Source organism: Nocardia sp. NPDC058114 (assembly GCF_042884695.1).
Lineage (GTDB): Bacteria > Actinomycetota > Actinomycetes > Mycobacteriales > Mycobacteriaceae > Nocardia.
The window spans coordinates 416,546-433,408 of sequence record NZ_JBHVTK010000006.1 but is presented as its reverse complement, the minus strand read 5'-3'; the positions used below and the strand labels follow the sequence as shown (position 1 = coordinate 433,408).

Sequence of the window (16,863 nt, the reverse complement as noted above, 5' to 3'; positions counted from 1 at the left end):
ATGCATCGAACAATGCCGATGACGAGCACAGGGAACGGGTGATGAGCATGCGGTGTGTGGTGTTCGGCGCGACCGGCTACATCGGTGGACGTCTGGTGCCAGAGCTGATCCAGGGCGGCCATCAGGTCCGGGTGGTGGCCCGCACCCCGGAGAAGTTGGCCGAGGTTCCCTGGCGGGAACAGGTCGAGATCGTCCGTGGCGATGTCACCGACGATGACGAGGTGCGCGCCGCCGTCGCCGACCAGGAGGTCGTCTACTACCTGGTGCACTCGTTGGCCCGGGACGACTTCTCCGACATCGATCGCGAGGCGGCGCGGCTCGTCGCGGCCGCGTCGAACTCGGCCGGTGTCCGCCGCATCGTCTATCTCGGCGGCATCATCCCCGAGCACGCGACGCTGTCACGCCATCTCGCCTCCCGCGCCGAGGTCGGCGAAATTCTGCGCGAATCCGGCGTTCCCACAGCGGAACTGCGCGCCGCGGTGATCATCGGATCCGGTTCGGCCAGTTTCGAGATGCTGCGATACCTGTCCGAACGCCTGCCCGCGATGATCACCCCGCGATGGGTGCACAACCGGATCCAGCCCATCGCCGTTCGGGACGTCCTCTACTACCTGGTGCACGCCGCGGAGTTGCCCGCCGACGTCAATCGCTCGTTCGATATCGGCGGGCCCGACGTCATGACCTACTTGACCATGATGCGTGAATACGCTGTGGTAGCCGGGCTCACTCGTCGTGTGGTGCTGCCGGTTCCGGTGCTCACGCCGTGGCTGTCGGCGCAATGGGTCAACCTCGTGACCCCTGTGCCACGAGCGCTGGCCGTACCGCTCATCGAGTCGCTCGTGCACGAAGTCGTGTGCGGCGAGCACGATATCGCCACCCACATCCCGGATCCCGCCGAAGGTCTCACCCGCTACGCGCGAGCCGTGGAACTGGCGCTGACCCGTATTCGCCATGCCGACGTACCCACCCGCTGGTCCGATGCCAGCACATTCGGCGCACCCTCGGATCCGCTGCCCACCGACCCCGCGTGGTCGGGCGGCTCACTCTACGAGGACCTTCGTGAGCAGCACACCGACGCCGACCCCGAAACCGTGTGGGCGGTGATCGAAGCCATCGGCGGCGAGAACGGCTGGTACTCCTTCCCTCTCGCCTGGTCGCTGCGCGGCTGGATCGACCGTGTCACCGGCGGTGTCGGGTTACGCCGCGGCCGCAAGAACCCCCGCCACCTGCACTCGGGCGAAGCCTTGGACTGGTGGCGCGTCGAATACATCGACCGGCCCCATCTCCTGCGGCTGCGCGCCGAGATGCAGCTCCCGGGACTGGCGTGGCTCGAACTGGGTGTGGAATCGGACCCGACCGGCGGCTCCCGCTATCGGCAGCGGGCCATCTTCCAGCCGCACGGTCTCGCCGGGCACCTCTACTGGAAAGCGATCACGCCGTTTCACAACGCCGTGTTCGGCGGCATGGTCCGCAACATCACCGGCACCGCCGAACACGACCCCGCCGACGGCGCGGTGCCGTCCAGCTGACGATCAGCCTGCCGCGTTCGTCAGCGCGCGAGCGCGGCTGCCTCGCCGCGCCCACAGCGCACGAGCCAACGCCGAACCGGCAACGCGGGTGCGGCGCGCGTTGCCCACGGTGGCGCGCGCAGTGAACACCGCGAACTCGCTCTCCTCGATGCGGTCGAGAATTTCCGAGTACAGCACCGCCGCGGTGGCTACACAGGGTCGCGACACCGGGTGTAGTTGCGCTATTCCACTGTCGGCGTACCGATACCAGTCGCGCGCGATCGCGTGTTGCTCGGCCAGCGCTGACCGGACCTTCGCGTCGGTGCGTCGGCGAGAACGACACCACTGCAACCTGGTGCGGTCCACATCATGGGCAGCCAGCTCGTCGGCCGGTAGGTACACCCGGCCGCGGTCGAGATCCTCGGCGATGTCGCGCAGGAAGTTGGTGAGCTGAAACGCTTTTCCCAGCGCAGCCGCGTAGGGGGCAGCATCGGCTCGTTCGCCGACGGTGCCGAGCACCGGCAGTACCTGCAAACCGATCACGTCGGCCGAACCGCGCACATAGCGGTCGAGCGCGGCCCGGTCGGGGTAGTCGGTGACAGTCAGATCCATGCGCATCGAGTCGAGGAATTCGTCGAACAGGACGTGGTCGATCTCGTATCTGGCGACGGTATCGGCCAGCGCGGCGAAAATCGGGTCGTCGACCGGGGCACCGGAAAGGCTGTCGTGCAGGTCCCTCGTCACCGCGTCCAGCCGTTGCGCCGGAGTGCCCGCTGCATCGTCGGTCAGCGGTTCGTCGACGATGTCGTCGGCCCACCGGGCGAAGCCGTAGAGAGCGTGGATCGCCGGGCGCTGTGCGGGCGCGAGCAGCCGGGTGGCGAGGAAGAAGGTGCGGCCATGGCGCGCGTTGAGTTCCCGGCAGCGCTGGTACGCCTCGCGCAATCGAGCATCGCGGATACCGGCCGCGTCGAGTTCCGTGCGAATCATCGTCGATCGCCTCCGATCGAGGTCGAGGTCGAAGCCCGCGACGCGGACACCGTGCCGGTGACGCGGTCGGCGGCGAGGCGGCCCGACAACAGTGCCGTCGGTACGCCCACGCCGGGTACGGTGCCGCAGCCGGCCAGCACCGCATTGCTCACACCGCGCGGCAGGTTCGCGGGGCGGAAGGGACCGGTTTGAGCGAAGGTGTGCGCGAGCGAGAACGGGGTTCCGGCCAGCAGGCCCTGCCGCTGCCAGTCGGCGGGCGTGTCCAGATGCACGACCCGGGCGTCGCTGACGAAGCCCGGAACCAACCGGTTCTCGACTATCGCGGCCAGCTCCTCGCCGTAGGCGGTGGCACGGCGATCCCAGTCGAGGTCACCGCTGCGGTAGAGGTTGGGCACCGGGGCGAGAACAGTGAACAGGTCGCGGCCGGGTGGGGCCAGGGTGGGGTCGGTCGCGGTCGGGCGGGTCACCAGCAACGACGGGTCGGTCATCACTTTTCCGGCACCGATCAGTTCGTCGAAGGTCTGCTCCCACGCGGCGCCGAAGACGAGGTTGTGATGGGCGGTCGGCACCGATTCGGGGACACCGACGTGCATGACGACCGCGGACGGCGCTGGGCGCCAACTGCTCGGCCGACGCGGGACGCGGTCGAGCAGCTCGTAGGCGGTGGGAAGTTCGGTCGCCAGAACGACAGCGTCGCAAGGGATTCGGCGGCCACGCTCGGTGAGCACCGCGGTGATCCGGGATCCACGCCGCTCCAGGTCGTTGACTGTCTCGCCGTAACAGAACGTCACACCGGCATCGACAGCGGCGGCGGCCAGGGCGTCGGGTAGTGCGCGCATGCCGCCGCGCGGAAAGGAGACCCCACCCACGGTGTCCATGTAGGAAATCACCGCGTACAGCGCCAGCGCGCGTTGTGGCGAAACGCCCGCGTAGAGCGATTGGAAGGTGAAGACGCGGCGCAGCCGCTCATCGGTCAGGAACGATCCGATGGCCTTGTCGAGGCGCCGGAATCCGCCCAACGCGATCAACCGCGCGAACGCCGGCGTCAGCAGCCCGAGCGGAGAGTCGACATTCGCGGCGATGAACCGTTCGAATTCGACCTGGTACAGCTCGCTCAACCACGAACGCAGCCGGCGATATCCCTCGACCTCTGTCGGTCCGGCGAACGCCAGGACCGATTCCTCCATGGCCGAGGCGTCGCTGTGGACATCCAGCGCGGTGCCGTCGGCGAAGTGCGCGCGATAGGCCGGGGCGACGGGCAACAGCTCCAACCGGGACTCGAGACTGTCACCGACCGCGGCGAGGGTGTCGGCGACGATGTCGGGCATGGTGAGCACCGACGGTCCGGTGTCGAGCAGATAGCCGTCGACGTCGCGCCGTCCGGCCCGGCCACCGGGGACCGTATCGCGCTCCACCACCGTGACGCTGCGTCCGCGTCCTGCCAGGTGCAACGCGGCGGCCAGTCCGGCCAGGCCGGCCCCGACGACGACCACCTCATCGGTTGTTCCCGATATCGTGCGCATTGCTTCCTTTCGGTGGGGCGGCGGGTTCGCCGGTCAGTGCGAGCGGTGCGTGCACAACAGCGCCATTCGCTGCAGCGCGTCGGCCACCGATGGTTCGAGGTCGGCGCTCTGGAGGAGCCGGCGTGCGTGCTCGACGCGCTCGCCGATCATCTGCTCGGCACGCCGGCGTGCGCCGCTGTCGATGATCACGGTCTGGGCGAGCGCTACGGCCTGCTCGTCGATGAACTCGGCCCGCCACAGATCTCGTAGCCGGGCGCGATCCGACGGCTCGGCGAGCTGATCGGCCAGCGCGATCACGGTGGTCGCCTTGCGTTCCCGGACATCGTCTCCGGTGGGTTTTCCGGTAGTCGACGGGTCGCCGAAGATGCCGAGAAGGTCGTCACGGAGCTGGAACGCTTCCCCGATCACGTCGCCGTATTCGCCGAGAACGCGCATCACCGTCTCGTCGCAGCCGGCCATCGCCGCACCCAATTCGAGTGGGCGCCGCACTGTGTAGTTGCCGGACTTGCGCCGCGCGATATCCATCACCTCGCCCACGCTCGGGAGCCGGTTCGCGTCGTTGGTCAGATCAGCGAGCTGACCTACCGCCAGCTCGCTGCGCATCGCGTCGTAGCGCGGCCATGCCCGATCCAGCGCGGCGGCAGGCAGGCCGCTCTCGCGCACCATGCGCTCAGCCCACACCAGGAACAGGTCGGCCATGAGGATCGCCGCGGACTCGCCGAATCGGGCCGGCGAGCCCGACAATCCCTGATCGCGGTGCCATGCGGCGAGCCGGAGGTGAGCTGACCGCTGTCCGCGCCGGACCGTCGACTCGTCCATCACGTCGTCTTGCACCAGCGCGAACGCGTGCAGGAGCTCCGCGCCGGCGGCCGCACGCAGGGCGGCTTCGGATTCCCCTGCGCCGCCGCACAGCCAGCCGAGATAGACGAACACCGACCGTACGCACTTGCCGCCCGACGCGAAATCGATCATCAACCGGCCCGGGAACGAAAATCCCGCCGGGTCGAGTTCTGCCCGGCAACGCGCGCGGACGAACTCGTCGACATGACCGCGGACCGAGATCTGTGTGCGCGCGAGCCAGTCGGCGAACCGCGCGGATCCGTCATCACCGGTTGCGGGTTCACAAGGTCGAAGCGCGATTGCTACTCGTTCGGCATCCACCCATCGATTGTGACACCGATCGAGCAAAAATGCATCGTTTGCGCATCGTTTGATCGTTCCGGCGGCGCTGTGACTGCGGCCGCACCAGAGAACACGCGTCATGGACCGACTCTCAACGCTGGACCGCGCTGCGCATTCTTGGCCGGACCCCGGCTCGGGTTGCTCCGGCTCCGCAGGGAAGTGTCGGTAACCTCGTCGCCGGAGGAGGGACTGATGTTGCGTCCAGGAGAGGTTTTCGCCGGGTATGTGATCGAACGGCTACTCGGTGCCGGTGGGATGGGCGAGGTCTACGCGGCCAGGCATCCGCGGTTGCCGCGTTCCGACGCGGTGAAGGTGCTGGCGGCGGAGTTCGCCCTGGATCCGCAGTACCGGGTCCGGTTCGAGCGGGAGGCCGATCTCGCGGCGGGTTTGTCGCATCCGGCGATCGTGAAGGTCTATGACCGTGGCGAGTGCGACGGCCGATTGTGGATCGCGATGGAACTGGTCGAGGGTGTGGACCTGGCCCAGCGGCTGTCCACGATCGGGCCGTTCGCTACCGACGAGGTGGTCCGGATCGCGGAATCCGTTGCCGGAGCATTGGATCGCGCGAGCGCGCAAGGCCTGGTGCATCGGGATGTGAAACCGGCGAACATCCTGCTGAGCCGGACCGGCGATCTCCTCCTGACCGATTTCGGGATAGCGCGACAAGTCGCGGACACCTCGGATCTGACCGGCACGGGCGTCATGATCGGGACGCTGAACTACGCCTCGCCCGAACAGCTGACCGGAGTGCCACTGGACGGGCGAAGTGATCAATACTCACTGGCTTGCAGCGTCTTTCACCTGCTGACCGGCGTGCCACCATTCGCGGATGCGAACCCCGCGGTGGTGGTCACCCGGCACGCCACAGCCGCGCCGCCGAGCGTGCGGACCGCACGACCGGAGCTGAGTCCCGAGGTGGATCGGGTGCTCGCACGGGCGATGGCGAAACGGCTCGCCGACCGCTTCGAATCATCGTCGGACTTCGCGACCGCACTGGGTTCGGCGCTGGGGTTGTCCGGCAGTGGGTCGCGGGGCGCTGAGACGCCTCCTCCCGGCGGGCCACAGGCCGCCATCGCGACGGTGATCCGCGACAGCGACGCACCCGCTCGACCGAGACATGGCAGGTGGGTGGGGGCGGGCGCAGCCGCGATCGTCGTCGCGGTCGTGACGACGATCGTCGCGTGGTCGAGTGGTTCCGACGAGATGGGGCCGACCGATGCCGCCCGCGCGATGCCCCGCGTCTCGGTGACCGCGCAGAGTCCCGACCTTGCCGTCCAGCCCACCGCCGAGCGGTGGCGGCAGCCGGCGGTGCCGGGCTCCGAGTACCCGGTCGGCGGCTCGGACGACGTGGTGCTCTACGCCCGAACCGGGCGGACGAACTCTCTGGACATCCTCGACGCGGAGAACGGGACGGTGCTCCGTAGTGTCGATGTGGGCCGTGGGAGCATCGGCGCCTGCGTGTTCACGCCCTCGGGCCGCTACGCGGGATGCCGGGTGCGCCACGCCGAGTCGGCGGCGGGAACCGCGGACATCGACTCGGACTCGTACGCGACGACGATCATCGACATCGAGGCCGGGGCGGTCTCCGGCAGGCTCGGCGCCGCGACCGAAATCGTCGCGGCGGGAGAAACATTCGCGATCTTCGAGCCCGAACGCAAGGGCAGTTCCAGCGGTTCGGTGACCGTCGCGAACAGCGCGGGCACCGTGATCTGGCAGGCCGACGGCGTTCGCGCCGGTCTGGTGCGCGGAGCGAGTGTGCTGTCGCTGGAGAAGGATCCGGTCTCGGGTGATCCGTTCTCGACAGCGAGCTTCGAGCTACGAGCTGTCGAGAGCGGCAAGATCGTGTATCAGATGACGCCGAAGAACGCCGATTCCGCGACCGTCTGGGCGCCGGACTGGGCGGCATTTCCCGGCGGCTTCGCTATCGGCCGGGACATGTACGCGCTCGACGGCACGAAACGGTCGAGCGTGGGTGCCGACTGGCGCGTCATCCCGAACGCCGTCTATTCCACTCAGGGCGACGACCCCTCGCCCAACGGCGGCGCCGAGCACTACGCGGAGCCCGCTACCGCGGCAGCTGTGCCGGTGCTGATGAACAAGCAGACCGGTGTCGTCGGCGCGTTCGATCCGGCGACCGGTTCCGCCCTCTGGTCGAGGGAGGTCCCCAAAGAGGCGAGCTACGGTCACCACCTGACCGTGGCGGGCATCGGCAGCAAGATTCTCGTTCGATGGGATACGACGGAAAAATCCCGATTCGCCGATGCGACAAACGCCGTCGCCTATGCGTGGTTCGACGCGTACACCGCCGACGGCGGCGTCCTGCCGAGCGAGCAGATCCCCTGGGCGACAGACGGCACCCGAGTCGTGGCCGTTCCGCGAGGCGGTCAGGGAACGGTGACCGCGATTCCGGCCGGCGAGCACTCGAATCCGCTCGGGTCACTCGACTTCGGCAGTCCTCTTCGCTGTTTCGACGGCCGGGTGTACGTGGGCAATCGGCGGGTGGTGTGAGATCCGGCGGCCCGCGCACCTAAGCCTGCACGCGGGTGCCGCGTCGACCGACACGGGCCTCACCCTCCCCTCCAGGGTGAGGACCGCATCGGGGCCGCTGATCGAGCGGCGCACCAGGCCCCGGATCTCCAACGGCCAGGGACGGAACAGCCGCGAGACTCGAGGTCGGCCAGGATTGTGAGCTGTCAGTTGGAGACGCCGACTGCTGTGCGCAGGTGTTGGCGCTGCTCGATGATGTCGAGCATGAAGTCGGCGGCATCGCCGCAGGTGATGGAGTAGCCCGTCGCTCGCCCGCTCGGGTCGGCCTTGACGGTTCCCTTGTCTGCCACCGCCTTCAGAGCCGGGAGGCGAACGGCTGTCCAGGCCAGCGCACTGGCTGCGAGCTGGGCTTCCATCGCCACTTTGGCATCGAGAATGGGCGGCAGGCGGCGCGCGAACAGCGGCACCAGGACGCGGCGGAAAAGGAAGGCACCGGAACCGGGTAGTCCCATGTTGCTCGCGCACACGAGTCGTTCGACGCCGTGCGCGCGCATCTTCTCGATGATCACGCGTGTGGCGTCGGGGACGAGGTCATTGGGTTTGCCGTCGCCGAGCCCGCCGACCCCCAGGTACTGGATCACGGCGTCGGTGCCGTCCAGCGCGCGCTCGACCGCCGCCGGATCCAGCGCATCGCCGCGCACGACGCGAACGCCGTGGGGCGCTTTGTCGGCGCTTGTCGCGGAGCGCGCGAGGACTGTCACGTCGTGCCCGCGTTCGAGCGCTTTCGCGACAACAGCGCTGCCGCCCATACCGGTCGAACCGAAGACCACCAGTTTCATGTTCCGAGCCCCGCCTCTGTGTGGTCGTTCGAGATCGCGATCGCCCACTCGGACGACCCACCCTCACGACAGTAGTTACTGTTGTTTTAAACGACAGTAACTACTGTCGTAAGGTCGGTCAAGACGGAAGGCGGACACATGGTCAGAACGTGGGCGACAGACGATCCCAAGGCCGGGCTCATGGCGCGCAAGCGTGCCCAGATCGTCGCGGCCGCGCGCACGGCCTTCCTCGACGAGGGATACGCCGCGAGCTCAGTCAACAAGATCGCCGACGAGGCCGGCGTCTCGATCAAGACCCTCTACCGCCACTTCGAGACGAAGGACGAGCTCTTCACCGCCGTCATCGCGGGACTGTGCGCACCCGACAGCGACACCACCCGAGACCCCGCCTGGTACACCGATCCGCCCGAGGTCGGCTTGGTTCGTGCGGGCGAGGAGTACCTTCGCCATGCCCTTTCCGACGAGCAGCTCGCGCTCTACCGGGTGGTCGCTCACGACGCGGATCGTTTTCCCGAACTCGGGCGCATCTACCGGCGGGAAGTCCTCGGACGTAGCGGCCTGATCTTCGCGTCCTATCTGGACCGGTGGTGTGAGCGGCAGGGCTGGCGAATCGCCGACAAGTACGAGGCGGCCGCGGTGTTCGGCGGACTGCTGAAGGCCAGGCTCTTCGACCAGGTGTTACTCGGCGGAGCGCAGCCCGACACCGAAGAGATCACCCACCGAGCGCGCCACGCGGCCGACCAGTTGCTGACCATCCTCGAAGCGGGCGACCTCTGACGCTGCGGACGTGGCCCGCCGACCACAGCTCCGACTTCATCACCCCACGGAGGCTTTCGCCGACGTCCGCGGCCGATCCGTTGTTTCGGTGCGAGTTCCACGACTGCCGCCCTAGGCTTGGCCCGATCTCGTCGACAACACCGCCTCCGACAACGGCAGAGCTGCCGGCCCGGACCCGAGGAACCCCATGCCCCTCTCCCCCATTATGTCTCGCGCGCTCGCCGCGATAGCGATCACCGCGACAGCCTCCACCCTTCCCGCCGCGCAGACCGCTTCCGCCGAACCGGTTTCGTGCGCGCAATGGACTCGGCACACCGTCGCGGCGGGGTACGGAATACTCGAGAACCTGGGGTTCGACGGTCGCGGAAATCTGCTGCTGGCAGAGCAATCCGCCACCGGATCGTCCGGCACCCTGCAACGCCTCGGTGCCGACGGCTCGCGATCTGTCGCGGTGAGCGACGTGGAGGGTCCCGGGTCGATCCTGACCGCCGGCGACACCGCGTATTTCACGACGGGCAACAGCGTCACCGCCGCCCTCACCGACCGCGCCGACGGGACGATTCAGGCCCTGCACCTCGACAGCGGCACCGTGCAGACAGTCGCCACCGGTCTGACGATGCCGAACGGGTTGGCGCAGTTGCCGAACGGCGACTTCGTCGTCAGCAGAGACATCGGCGCGGGCACCTTGACTCGGGTCACCTCTGACAACATCGCGACACCCTACGCGCCGTCACTGAGCTCCACCAACGGCCTCGCGTTCGACCCGTACCGCAATCGGCTCATCGTCTCGACGACGTTCAACCCCACATCGGTCATCGCCGCCGTCGACTACGCCGATCCCGACAGCCCACCACGCCAGGCCGTGATTCCCGGTGTCGAGCCACTGAACTCGGCCGACGATCTGACCGTCGGCCCGGACGGCAAGGCGTACGTGACCCTCAACGTGGCCGGCGCAGTTCAGCAGGTCGATGTGGACACCGGCCGGACCTGCGCGATCGCCGACGGTCTGCCGTTGTCGTCGTCGGCACGGTTCGGGTCCGGACCCGGCTGGGATCCGAACGCCCTGTACGTCACCAGTTTCCTCGGAACGGTCACCGAGCTCACGCCGCCCTGATCATCGGTTGAGACAGACCATCCCGAGCAGCGGGCCGTACCGATTCTCGGCGCTGCCCACCATGACCAGCAGGCCCCCGACCGGGCTGCAGAGCACGTCCAGACTCGACGAGCCGGTGTCCGCCACCGGCTGCTGGGCGTGCGCGGAACCCGCGCCGACGGCGGACGCGAGCAGGAAGAGAGCGAGTGCGGACGACGCCGCGAGCTTGTTCATAGCTCCACCGTGCCGTGTGTCCTCGCGGCGCGCACGCCCCGAATTGCTGGGGCGCGCACCGAGAATCACACCGGACCGCATCATCTGATGCCGTGCGAGTTACCCACTCGGACAACGCCCTTCGCGAATGCTCATGCGCCCCGGATCACTCCGTCACGCCGGCTACGCTCGAATGACTCGCTGTCGTCGACACCTGGTGCCACCACGTGGCGATCCGGTCGACCACCGGCCCTGGTGTCCGCACCCACTTGATGTGGTCGTTGGACGCACCAGCCGGTACGTCCGCGGTGCGGTAGTCCCATCGAGTGACCCTGCCCGGGGTGAACAGCCGGCGGGCGAAAGCCTCGATACCGCGTCGCGGTGCCAGTGCGTCGTCTTCGAGGGCGATCACCAGCGTCGGTGTATTGATTGTGTCCAGTGCAGGGAAGGGAGGCCGCCCGGTCAGGACCATGGCGGCCCACTCGCGCATTTGCGTGCGTGCTCCAGGTGCGCCGAAGGCGGGCTTGGGCAGATAACCGAAGACCGCCGTGATGACCGGCACGAGCGAAGCCATGATCGCCACGGGCAGGCCGAAATTCGGAAAATGCCGGTGGTATGGCAGGCTGCCGCCGACGGTCACCATGCCATCGGCGCCAGGGTGGTTGAGCTCGTGGCCCGCGGCGAGTTGGGCGCCGAGGCTGTGTCCGAGGACGACGACCGGCCGGGCGGGGTCTTCCCTGCGGGCCTCGGCCACCGCGTACGCGATGATGTCGATCTCGTCCCGGTAGGACCAGTTGTTGTGCCGCGATGCCTGCGGCGTGCCCTGTTCGAAGCCCCGCCGTGGCAGCGCCCGCGCGCTCCAGCCGAGGTCGGCGAATGCTGCGACGAGCGGGGCGTAGAAGCGCGAACCGATGGCCATGGCCGGCGCGATCAAGACGATCGGCGATATCGCCTTCGGCCCGATACCACCCGAATGCCGACTACTCGACCTGCTCACTGATGCACTCCTTCGTTCGTCCGATACGCCCATCGGGTCGTTGACGGCGGGCAACCCCGGGGCTAATGTTAGCAGCGAAAACATTGGCTGCGGGTCTACGGACTCTTCTGCCGTTCCGGCCGCCTGGCATCCCCTCTGTCGAGAGTACGACCGCACCCAGGAGGAACATGTTGTGACGAAAGTGCTGATGGTCATCACGGCCGCGGATCGCTGGACATTGAAAGACGGCACAGTGCACCCGTCCGGCTACTGGGCCGAAGAGGTCGCTTTTCCGCACCGCGCTTTTACCGAAGCCGGATGGGACATCACCATCGCGACCCCGGGCGGCAAGAAACCCACGCTCGACCGGCTCAGCCTCGGCATGTCCGGCGGAATGCCGGGCAAGCGCCGCGACATCGAGCACTACCTCGACAGCATTCAGGATGCGCTCGCCACACCGGTCCCGCTCGACACTGTCGACTCCGATTCTTTCGACGTCGTCTTCTACCCGGGCGGTCACGGCCCGATGGAAGACCTGGCCTACGACGAGACCTCCGGCGCGCTGCTCGCCGCCCGGTTGGCCTCTGGCAAGCCCTTGGCCCTGCTCTGCCACGCTCCCGCGGCGATCACGGCGGCGACCGGACCCGACGGAAAGAATCCGTTCGCCGGTCGCCGGATGACCGGGCTGTCCAATCGGGAAGAGCTACTCAACCGGTTCGCCTGGAAGGCACCGTGGCTGCTCGAGGACAAGCTCAAAGAACTGGGCGTCGACTATTCGAAGGCGCTCATCCCCTTACGGCCACACATCGTGGTCGACGGAAACCTCTACACCGGACAGAACCCGCAATCCTCCGAAGAGCTCGCCGACCGACTCATCACCGACGTCGGCGCCGCATGGTCGTTGACCTGACCGCGTGACGGTCACGCCACGCTAGTGTTGACAGTGCTTACATTGATGGTTAGCGTCGGGATCGCCTCGAAAAGCAAACAAAGGGAGCTGCGCCGATGTCAACGACTCAACAGAGCACGGTCCAGGTAGATCTCGGTGGTCGTACAGTCACCGTGCCGGAAGACGGTCTCTACGACAGATATCGCATGAATCCCGATCTGGACGAGATAGCGCGCGATTCCCGGGTCAGCGGTGTCGACTTTTTCCGGGAACTCCCTAAAACCAAGGTCGACTCACTGATCGGCGAAACCTACACGCCGAATTTCTACTACCGGATGTCCAGTGCCAGGCTCACGATGCTGGCCCGTTCGCGCGCGATCCGTTCCCGGCTGCCCGCTGAGCTGGCGCCGCTGGAAGTGTTCCCCGGATTCGGCGTGGTCTCGGTCATGTTCTTCCGTTACGACGTCTGCGATATCGACTTCTATACCGAGGCCGCCGTGGGCATCGCGGTCCGACCGGCCAGACACGGCAAGCTCGGTCTTGCCGACCTGCTCACCGGCCTCGACAGCGACCGCCTGGATTCCTATGTACTGTCGCTGCCGGTGAGCACCGAGATCGCCCAGGTCCGTGGGCACGACGGCTACGGCTTCCCCAAATGGGTCACCGAGATCGACTTCGAGGTCGATGGCACCCGGACCACCGGCCGGGTCCTCGACGACAGCGGCGCAACAGATCTGACCTTGTCGGTGGCCACACCTGCCCAGACCGCATATCCCAGCGGTGAGCGGGTGTCGACGCTCACCTCCTACACCTCGATCAAGGGCGGCTGGCACTCGACACTGAGCCAGACCAACGTCCTGTCGGCCGGCAGCACGACGATGCCCCGTGACGTCACGCTGACGATGGGGCACGGCCGCCTGTCGCGAGATCTTCGATCACTCGCGCCGATCAAGACTCTGCGCCTGGACGTGATGAGCGAAGGCCAGAACGCTTTGCACATGCCGGTTCCGACTTCGGTCCCGACAAGGGCATAGGACGCCACACCGCCTCAATGAACACCCGACCAGAAGGAGATCGTGATGACCGAAATCAAGCCGGTTCTCGAGCCTGAGGCAGCGGAGTTCGCCACAGCCACCGATACCCCGCCGTTCCTTTTCCAGTTGCCACCGGAGCAGGGTCGCAAAGCGGTCGACGAGGTCCAATCGGGTGACATCGACAAGCCCGCCATCGACGAGGAATGGATCACCGTCGAGGGCGGGCCGACCGGCTCGGTGAAAGTCCGCATCGTCAAACCGGCGGGCGCCACCGGCACGCTTCCGGTGATCTTCTACATCCACGGTGCGGGCTGGGTATTCGGCAACGCGCACACCCACGATCGGCTGGTCCGCGAACTCGCGGTCGGCGCCGATGCCGCCGTGGTGTTCCCGGAGTACGACCTGTCGCCGGAAGCGAAATATCCGACGGCGATCGAACAGAACTACGCCGCCGCACAATGGGTGTTCGCACACGGTGCTGACAAGGGTCTCGACGCTACGCGTTTCGCGGCCGTGGGCGATTCGGTGGGCGGCAATATGGCCGCTGTACTCACCTTGATGGCCAAGGACCGTGGCGATGTGCGGATCTCGCAGCAGGTGCTGTTCTATCCGGTCACCAACGCCGATTTCGACACCGCGTCCTACCACCAGTTCGCCGAGCACTACTTTCTCGCCCGCGACGGCATGCGCTGGTTCTGGGACCAGTACACCGACAACGACGCCCAGCGTGCCGAGATCTATGCGTCACCGCTGCGCGCTTCGGTCGATCAGCTCGCGGGTCTGCCACCCGCGCTGGTGATCACCGGGGAAGCCGACGTCCTGCGTGACGAGGGCGAGGCCTACGCGGCCAAGCTCAGGGCGGCCGGGGTGCCGGTCACCCAGGTTCGCTTCGGCGGCATCATCCACGACTTCGTGATGATCAATTCGATGCGCTCGACGCACGCGGCCGACGCCGCCATCAAGCTGGCGCAGGACACCCTGCGCGCGGCACTGCACTGAATCCGAAACCATGGAGCCTTCATGTCTGTCGACCACGCCACCCGAACCGAGGGCCTGCCGCCTTCCCTGTCCCCGGCCCTGATCAACCGGTTGACCGCACGGATCGCGGCCGGTCCGGACGCCACACAGGTGACGACCACGGTCCCCTATACCGGCAACCCGCTGGCCACGCTGCCCGTCTCGACTCCCGAGGACGCCGAGGCAGCGTTCGCGCGTGCCCGCACGGCCCAAACCTCTTGGGCCGCAATGCCGGTGGCCAGACGTAAGGCGATCCTGCTGCGGTTCCACGACCTGCTGCTGCAACGTCAGGCCGAGGTTCTCGACCTCATCCAGGCCGAGAACGGTAAGACTCGTAGCGACGCGTTCCTGGAAGTCACCGACATCGCGATCGCCACCAGGTACTACGCCCGTAGCGCCGCACGGCTGCTCGCTCCCAAGCGTCGCCGGGGCGCCATACCGATCCTGACCCACACCACCGAGCTGCACCATCCGAAGGGTGTCGTCGCGGTGATCTCGCCGTGGAACTATCCGCTGAGTATGGGGGCCGGAGACGCGATTGCGGCGCTGTTGGCCGGCAACGCGGTGGTACAGAAGCCCGACACCCAGACCGCGCTCACCGCGCTGTGGGCCCTGGATCTGATGCACGAGGCGGGTCTGCCGAGCGGGGTGTGGCAGATGGTGGTCGGCCGTGGCAGCTCGATCGGCACGTCGCTGATGGACAACGCCGACTACCTGATGTTCACCGGGTCCACCGCCAGCGGTCGCCGGATCGCCCGCGACGCGGGCGAACGTCTCATCGGCGCTTCTCTCGAACTCGGCGGCAAGAACCCGATGATCGTCCTCGACGACGCCGATATCGATCGTGCCGCCGACGGTGCGGTGTCCGCGTGCTTCTCCTCGACCGGGCAGCTGTGCGTGTCGATCGAACGGATGTATGTGGCCGAGGCGATCCGCGACGAGTTCGTGGCCGCGTTCGTCGAGCGGACGAAGGCGATGAACATCAGTGCCGCCTACGACTACAGCACCGACGTCGGCTGCCTGACCAACCGGTCCCAGCTCGATACCGTCACCGCGCACGTCGAGGACGCGGTCGCCAAGGGCGCCACTGTGCTGGCCGGTGGCCGGGCGCGACCCGATCTCGGGCCGCTGTTCTACGAACCGACCATCCTCGCCGATGTCACCCCGGAAATGACGCTCTACGACCACGAAACGTTCGGGCCGGTGGTGTCGATCTACCCCTTCGCCGATATCGACGAGGCCGTCGTGCGAGCCAACGCCACCGCCTACGGTCTCAATGCCAGCGTCTGGACCCGCGACGGCGCCCGCGGCCGGGCCGTTGCGGCCCGGGTGCGCGCGGGTACGGTCAACGTCAACGATGCCTACGCCGCGGCGTGGGGCAGCGTCGATTCGCCGATGGGCGGCATGGGCGATTCCGGGCTCGGCCGCAGGCACGGCGCCGACGGCATGCTGAAATACACCGAGCCGCAGACGATCGCACACCAGCGCCTCCTCGGCTTCGACGCACCGGCAGGCCTGTCACGGAGCGCATGGGCGACCACTCTGACCACCGTGCTGGCGGGCATGAAGAAGGTGGGTGCCCGCTGAGATCGGGTGAATACCGGGGCGCGGAGCCGATTCACCGTCGCGCAGCGCTTGGTTCCTCACCGCAACACGGCTGTCCGCATCCGCGTTGAGCGCTCGGCGGCGGCGCTCAGCCGTGCGCGGACGGCAGCGTCGGGAGTTCGACGATCGCGAACACCGCACCGCGGATACGACTTTCGAGTTCCGCGTCGGCGGCGGCATCGAACTTGCCCTGCAGATAGAGGAACGCGAGACCGTGCACCAGAGCCCACATCGCGTTGGTCAGCGATTCCTCGTCGGCGGTGGGATAGATCCTCCGCACGATCGCCTGGACGTAGTCGTGGATCGCCGTGGTCGCGGCCACGCGTTCGGGACTGGTCGGATCGCACGGGTCCGAGAACATGACCCGGAACAACGCGGGCCGCGCCAAGGCGAAGCGAACATAGGCCACAGCGATGGTCGCGAGATCCTCGGGCGTGCTCGGCTCCGCGCTCGCGGCGACCAGCTGTTCGGCCAGCTCACGAAAGCCCACCGCGGCGACGGCCGACAGCAGTGCGTCGCGATCGGCGAAATGGCGGTACGGCGCGGCCGTGGACACCCCGGCACGGCGGGCGGCCGCCCGCAGCGACAGGTCTGCCGCGCCATCCTCCTCGAGGAGCTCCACGGCAGCGCGCACGAGCGCGCTGGGTAGATCGCCGTGGTGATACGACGTGTTCGACATTGCCATGGAAACAAATCTAGCAAGTGTTGACACTGCTTACATTTACCTCTACCG

The 16,863-nt window shown here is 67.3% G+C and carries 15 protein-coding genes; 8 read left to right on the top strand and 7 right to left on the bottom strand.

The annotated features are described in order from the left end of the window. Nucleotides 1-41: 41 nt before the first annotated feature. The gene (locus tag ACFVVI_RS23830) at nucleotides 42-1,529 is read left to right on the top strand and encodes an SDR family oxidoreductase (RefSeq protein WP_387446903.1); all 1,488 of its coding nucleotides are present in this window, start codon (nucleotides 42-44) and stop codon (nucleotides 1,527-1,529) included. A 3-nt stretch (nucleotides 1,530-1,532) separates the two neighbouring features. Here ACFVVI_RS23830 and ACFVVI_RS23825 read toward each other — a convergent pair whose 3' ends face one another. From ACFVVI_RS23825 to ACFVVI_RS23815, 3 genes are read right to left on the bottom strand one after another with little or no spacing between them, the layout of a single operon-like run. Then, nucleotides 1,533-2,495 (bottom strand): phytoene/squalene synthase family protein, encoded by a 963-nt coding sequence (locus ACFVVI_RS23825; protein WP_387446902.1) that lies wholly within the window; start codon nucleotides 2,493-2,495, stop codon nucleotides 1,533-1,535. Beyond that, a complete protein-coding gene (gene crtI, locus ACFVVI_RS23820; protein ID WP_387446901.1) occupies nucleotides 2,492-4,018 on the bottom strand; it encodes a phytoene desaturase family protein in 1,527 nt (508 codons plus the stop codon). The genes ACFVVI_RS23825 and crtI overlap by 4 nt, the downstream gene beginning before the upstream one ends. A 33-nt stretch (nucleotides 4,019-4,051) precedes the next feature. Next, complete coding sequence (locus tag ACFVVI_RS23815) at nucleotides 4,052-5,179, bottom strand: polyprenyl synthetase family protein (protein ID WP_387446900.1); 1,128 nt, start codon at nucleotides 5,177-5,179, stop codon at nucleotides 4,052-4,054. 213 nt (nucleotides 5,180-5,392) lie between these two features. Here ACFVVI_RS23815 and ACFVVI_RS23810 point away from each other — a divergent pair, with 213 nt between their 5' ends. Beyond that, complete coding sequence (locus ACFVVI_RS23810; RefSeq protein WP_387446898.1) at nucleotides 5,393-7,708, top strand: protein kinase; 2,316 nt, start codon at nucleotides 5,393-5,395, stop codon at nucleotides 7,706-7,708. A 185-nt stretch (nucleotides 7,709-7,893) separates the two neighbouring features. On the opposite strand, the gene ACFVVI_RS23805 is transcribed toward ACFVVI_RS23810, so the two are convergent. Beyond that, entirely contained in the window at nucleotides 7,894-8,526 is a 633-nt protein-coding gene (locus tag ACFVVI_RS23805) for an NAD(P)-dependent oxidoreductase (protein WP_387446897.1), read from the bottom strand. Between the two features lie 138 nt (nucleotides 8,527-8,664). On the opposite strand from ACFVVI_RS23805, the gene ACFVVI_RS23800 reads away from it, so the two are divergent. Together ACFVVI_RS23800 and ACFVVI_RS23795 are read left to right on the top strand one after the other, a co-directional pair. Beyond that, nucleotides 8,665-9,303: a TetR/AcrR family transcriptional regulator gene (locus ACFVVI_RS23800; protein WP_387446896.1), complete on the top strand. Its 639-nt coding sequence runs from the start codon at nucleotides 8,665-8,667 to the stop codon at nucleotides 9,301-9,303. A 187-nt stretch (nucleotides 9,304-9,490) separates the two neighbouring features. Then, nucleotides 9,491-10,417 carry an SMP-30/gluconolactonase/LRE family protein gene (locus tag ACFVVI_RS23795; RefSeq protein WP_387446895.1) on the top strand — a complete coding sequence of 309 codons (927 nt, stop codon included), beginning with the start codon at nucleotides 9,491-9,493 and terminating at the stop codon, nucleotides 10,415-10,417. On the opposite strand, the gene ACFVVI_RS23790 is transcribed toward ACFVVI_RS23795, so the two are convergent. Next, nucleotides 10,418-10,630 carry a hypothetical protein gene (locus ACFVVI_RS23790; RefSeq protein ID WP_378989698.1) on the bottom strand — a complete coding sequence of 71 codons (213 nt, stop codon included), beginning with the start codon at nucleotides 10,628-10,630 and terminating at the stop codon, nucleotides 10,418-10,420. A gap of 145 nt (nucleotides 10,631-10,775) precedes the next feature. Continuing rightward, entirely contained in the window at nucleotides 10,776-11,606 is an 831-nt protein-coding gene (locus tag ACFVVI_RS23785) for a serine aminopeptidase domain-containing protein (protein WP_387446894.1), read from the bottom strand. Nucleotides 11,607-11,778: 172 nt separating this feature from the next. Between ACFVVI_RS23785 and ACFVVI_RS23780 the strand changes: the two genes are divergently transcribed. From ACFVVI_RS23780 to ACFVVI_RS23765, 4 genes are all read left to right on the top strand, one after another. Then, entirely contained in the window at nucleotides 11,779-12,495 is a 717-nt protein-coding gene (locus ACFVVI_RS23780; protein WP_387446893.1) for a type 1 glutamine amidotransferase domain-containing protein, read from the top strand. 95 nt (nucleotides 12,496-12,590) lie between these two features. Further along, on the top strand, nucleotides 12,591-13,508 hold the full coding sequence (locus tag ACFVVI_RS23775; protein WP_387446891.1) for an acetoacetate decarboxylase family protein: 918 nt from the start codon (nucleotides 12,591-12,593) through the stop codon (nucleotides 13,506-13,508). Between the two features lie 45 nt (nucleotides 13,509-13,553). Next, nucleotides 13,554-14,507, top strand: coding sequence for an alpha/beta hydrolase (locus ACFVVI_RS23770; protein ID WP_379313645.1), 954 nt, complete (start codon nucleotides 13,554-13,556; stop codon nucleotides 14,505-14,507). Between the two features lie 21 nt (nucleotides 14,508-14,528). Continuing rightward, nucleotides 14,529-16,112, top strand: a complete 1,584-nt coding sequence (locus ACFVVI_RS23765) for a succinic semialdehyde dehydrogenase (RefSeq protein ID WP_387446889.1) — start codon at nucleotides 14,529-14,531, stop codon at nucleotides 16,110-16,112. 106 nt (nucleotides 16,113-16,218) lie between these two features. Here the strand turns inward: ACFVVI_RS23765 and ACFVVI_RS23760 are convergent, their stop codons facing one another. Continuing rightward, a complete protein-coding gene (locus tag ACFVVI_RS23760) occupies nucleotides 16,219-16,815 on the bottom strand; it encodes a TetR/AcrR family transcriptional regulator (RefSeq protein WP_387446888.1) in 597 nt (198 codons plus the stop codon). Between the last annotated feature and the right edge of the window lie 48 nt (nucleotides 16,816-16,863).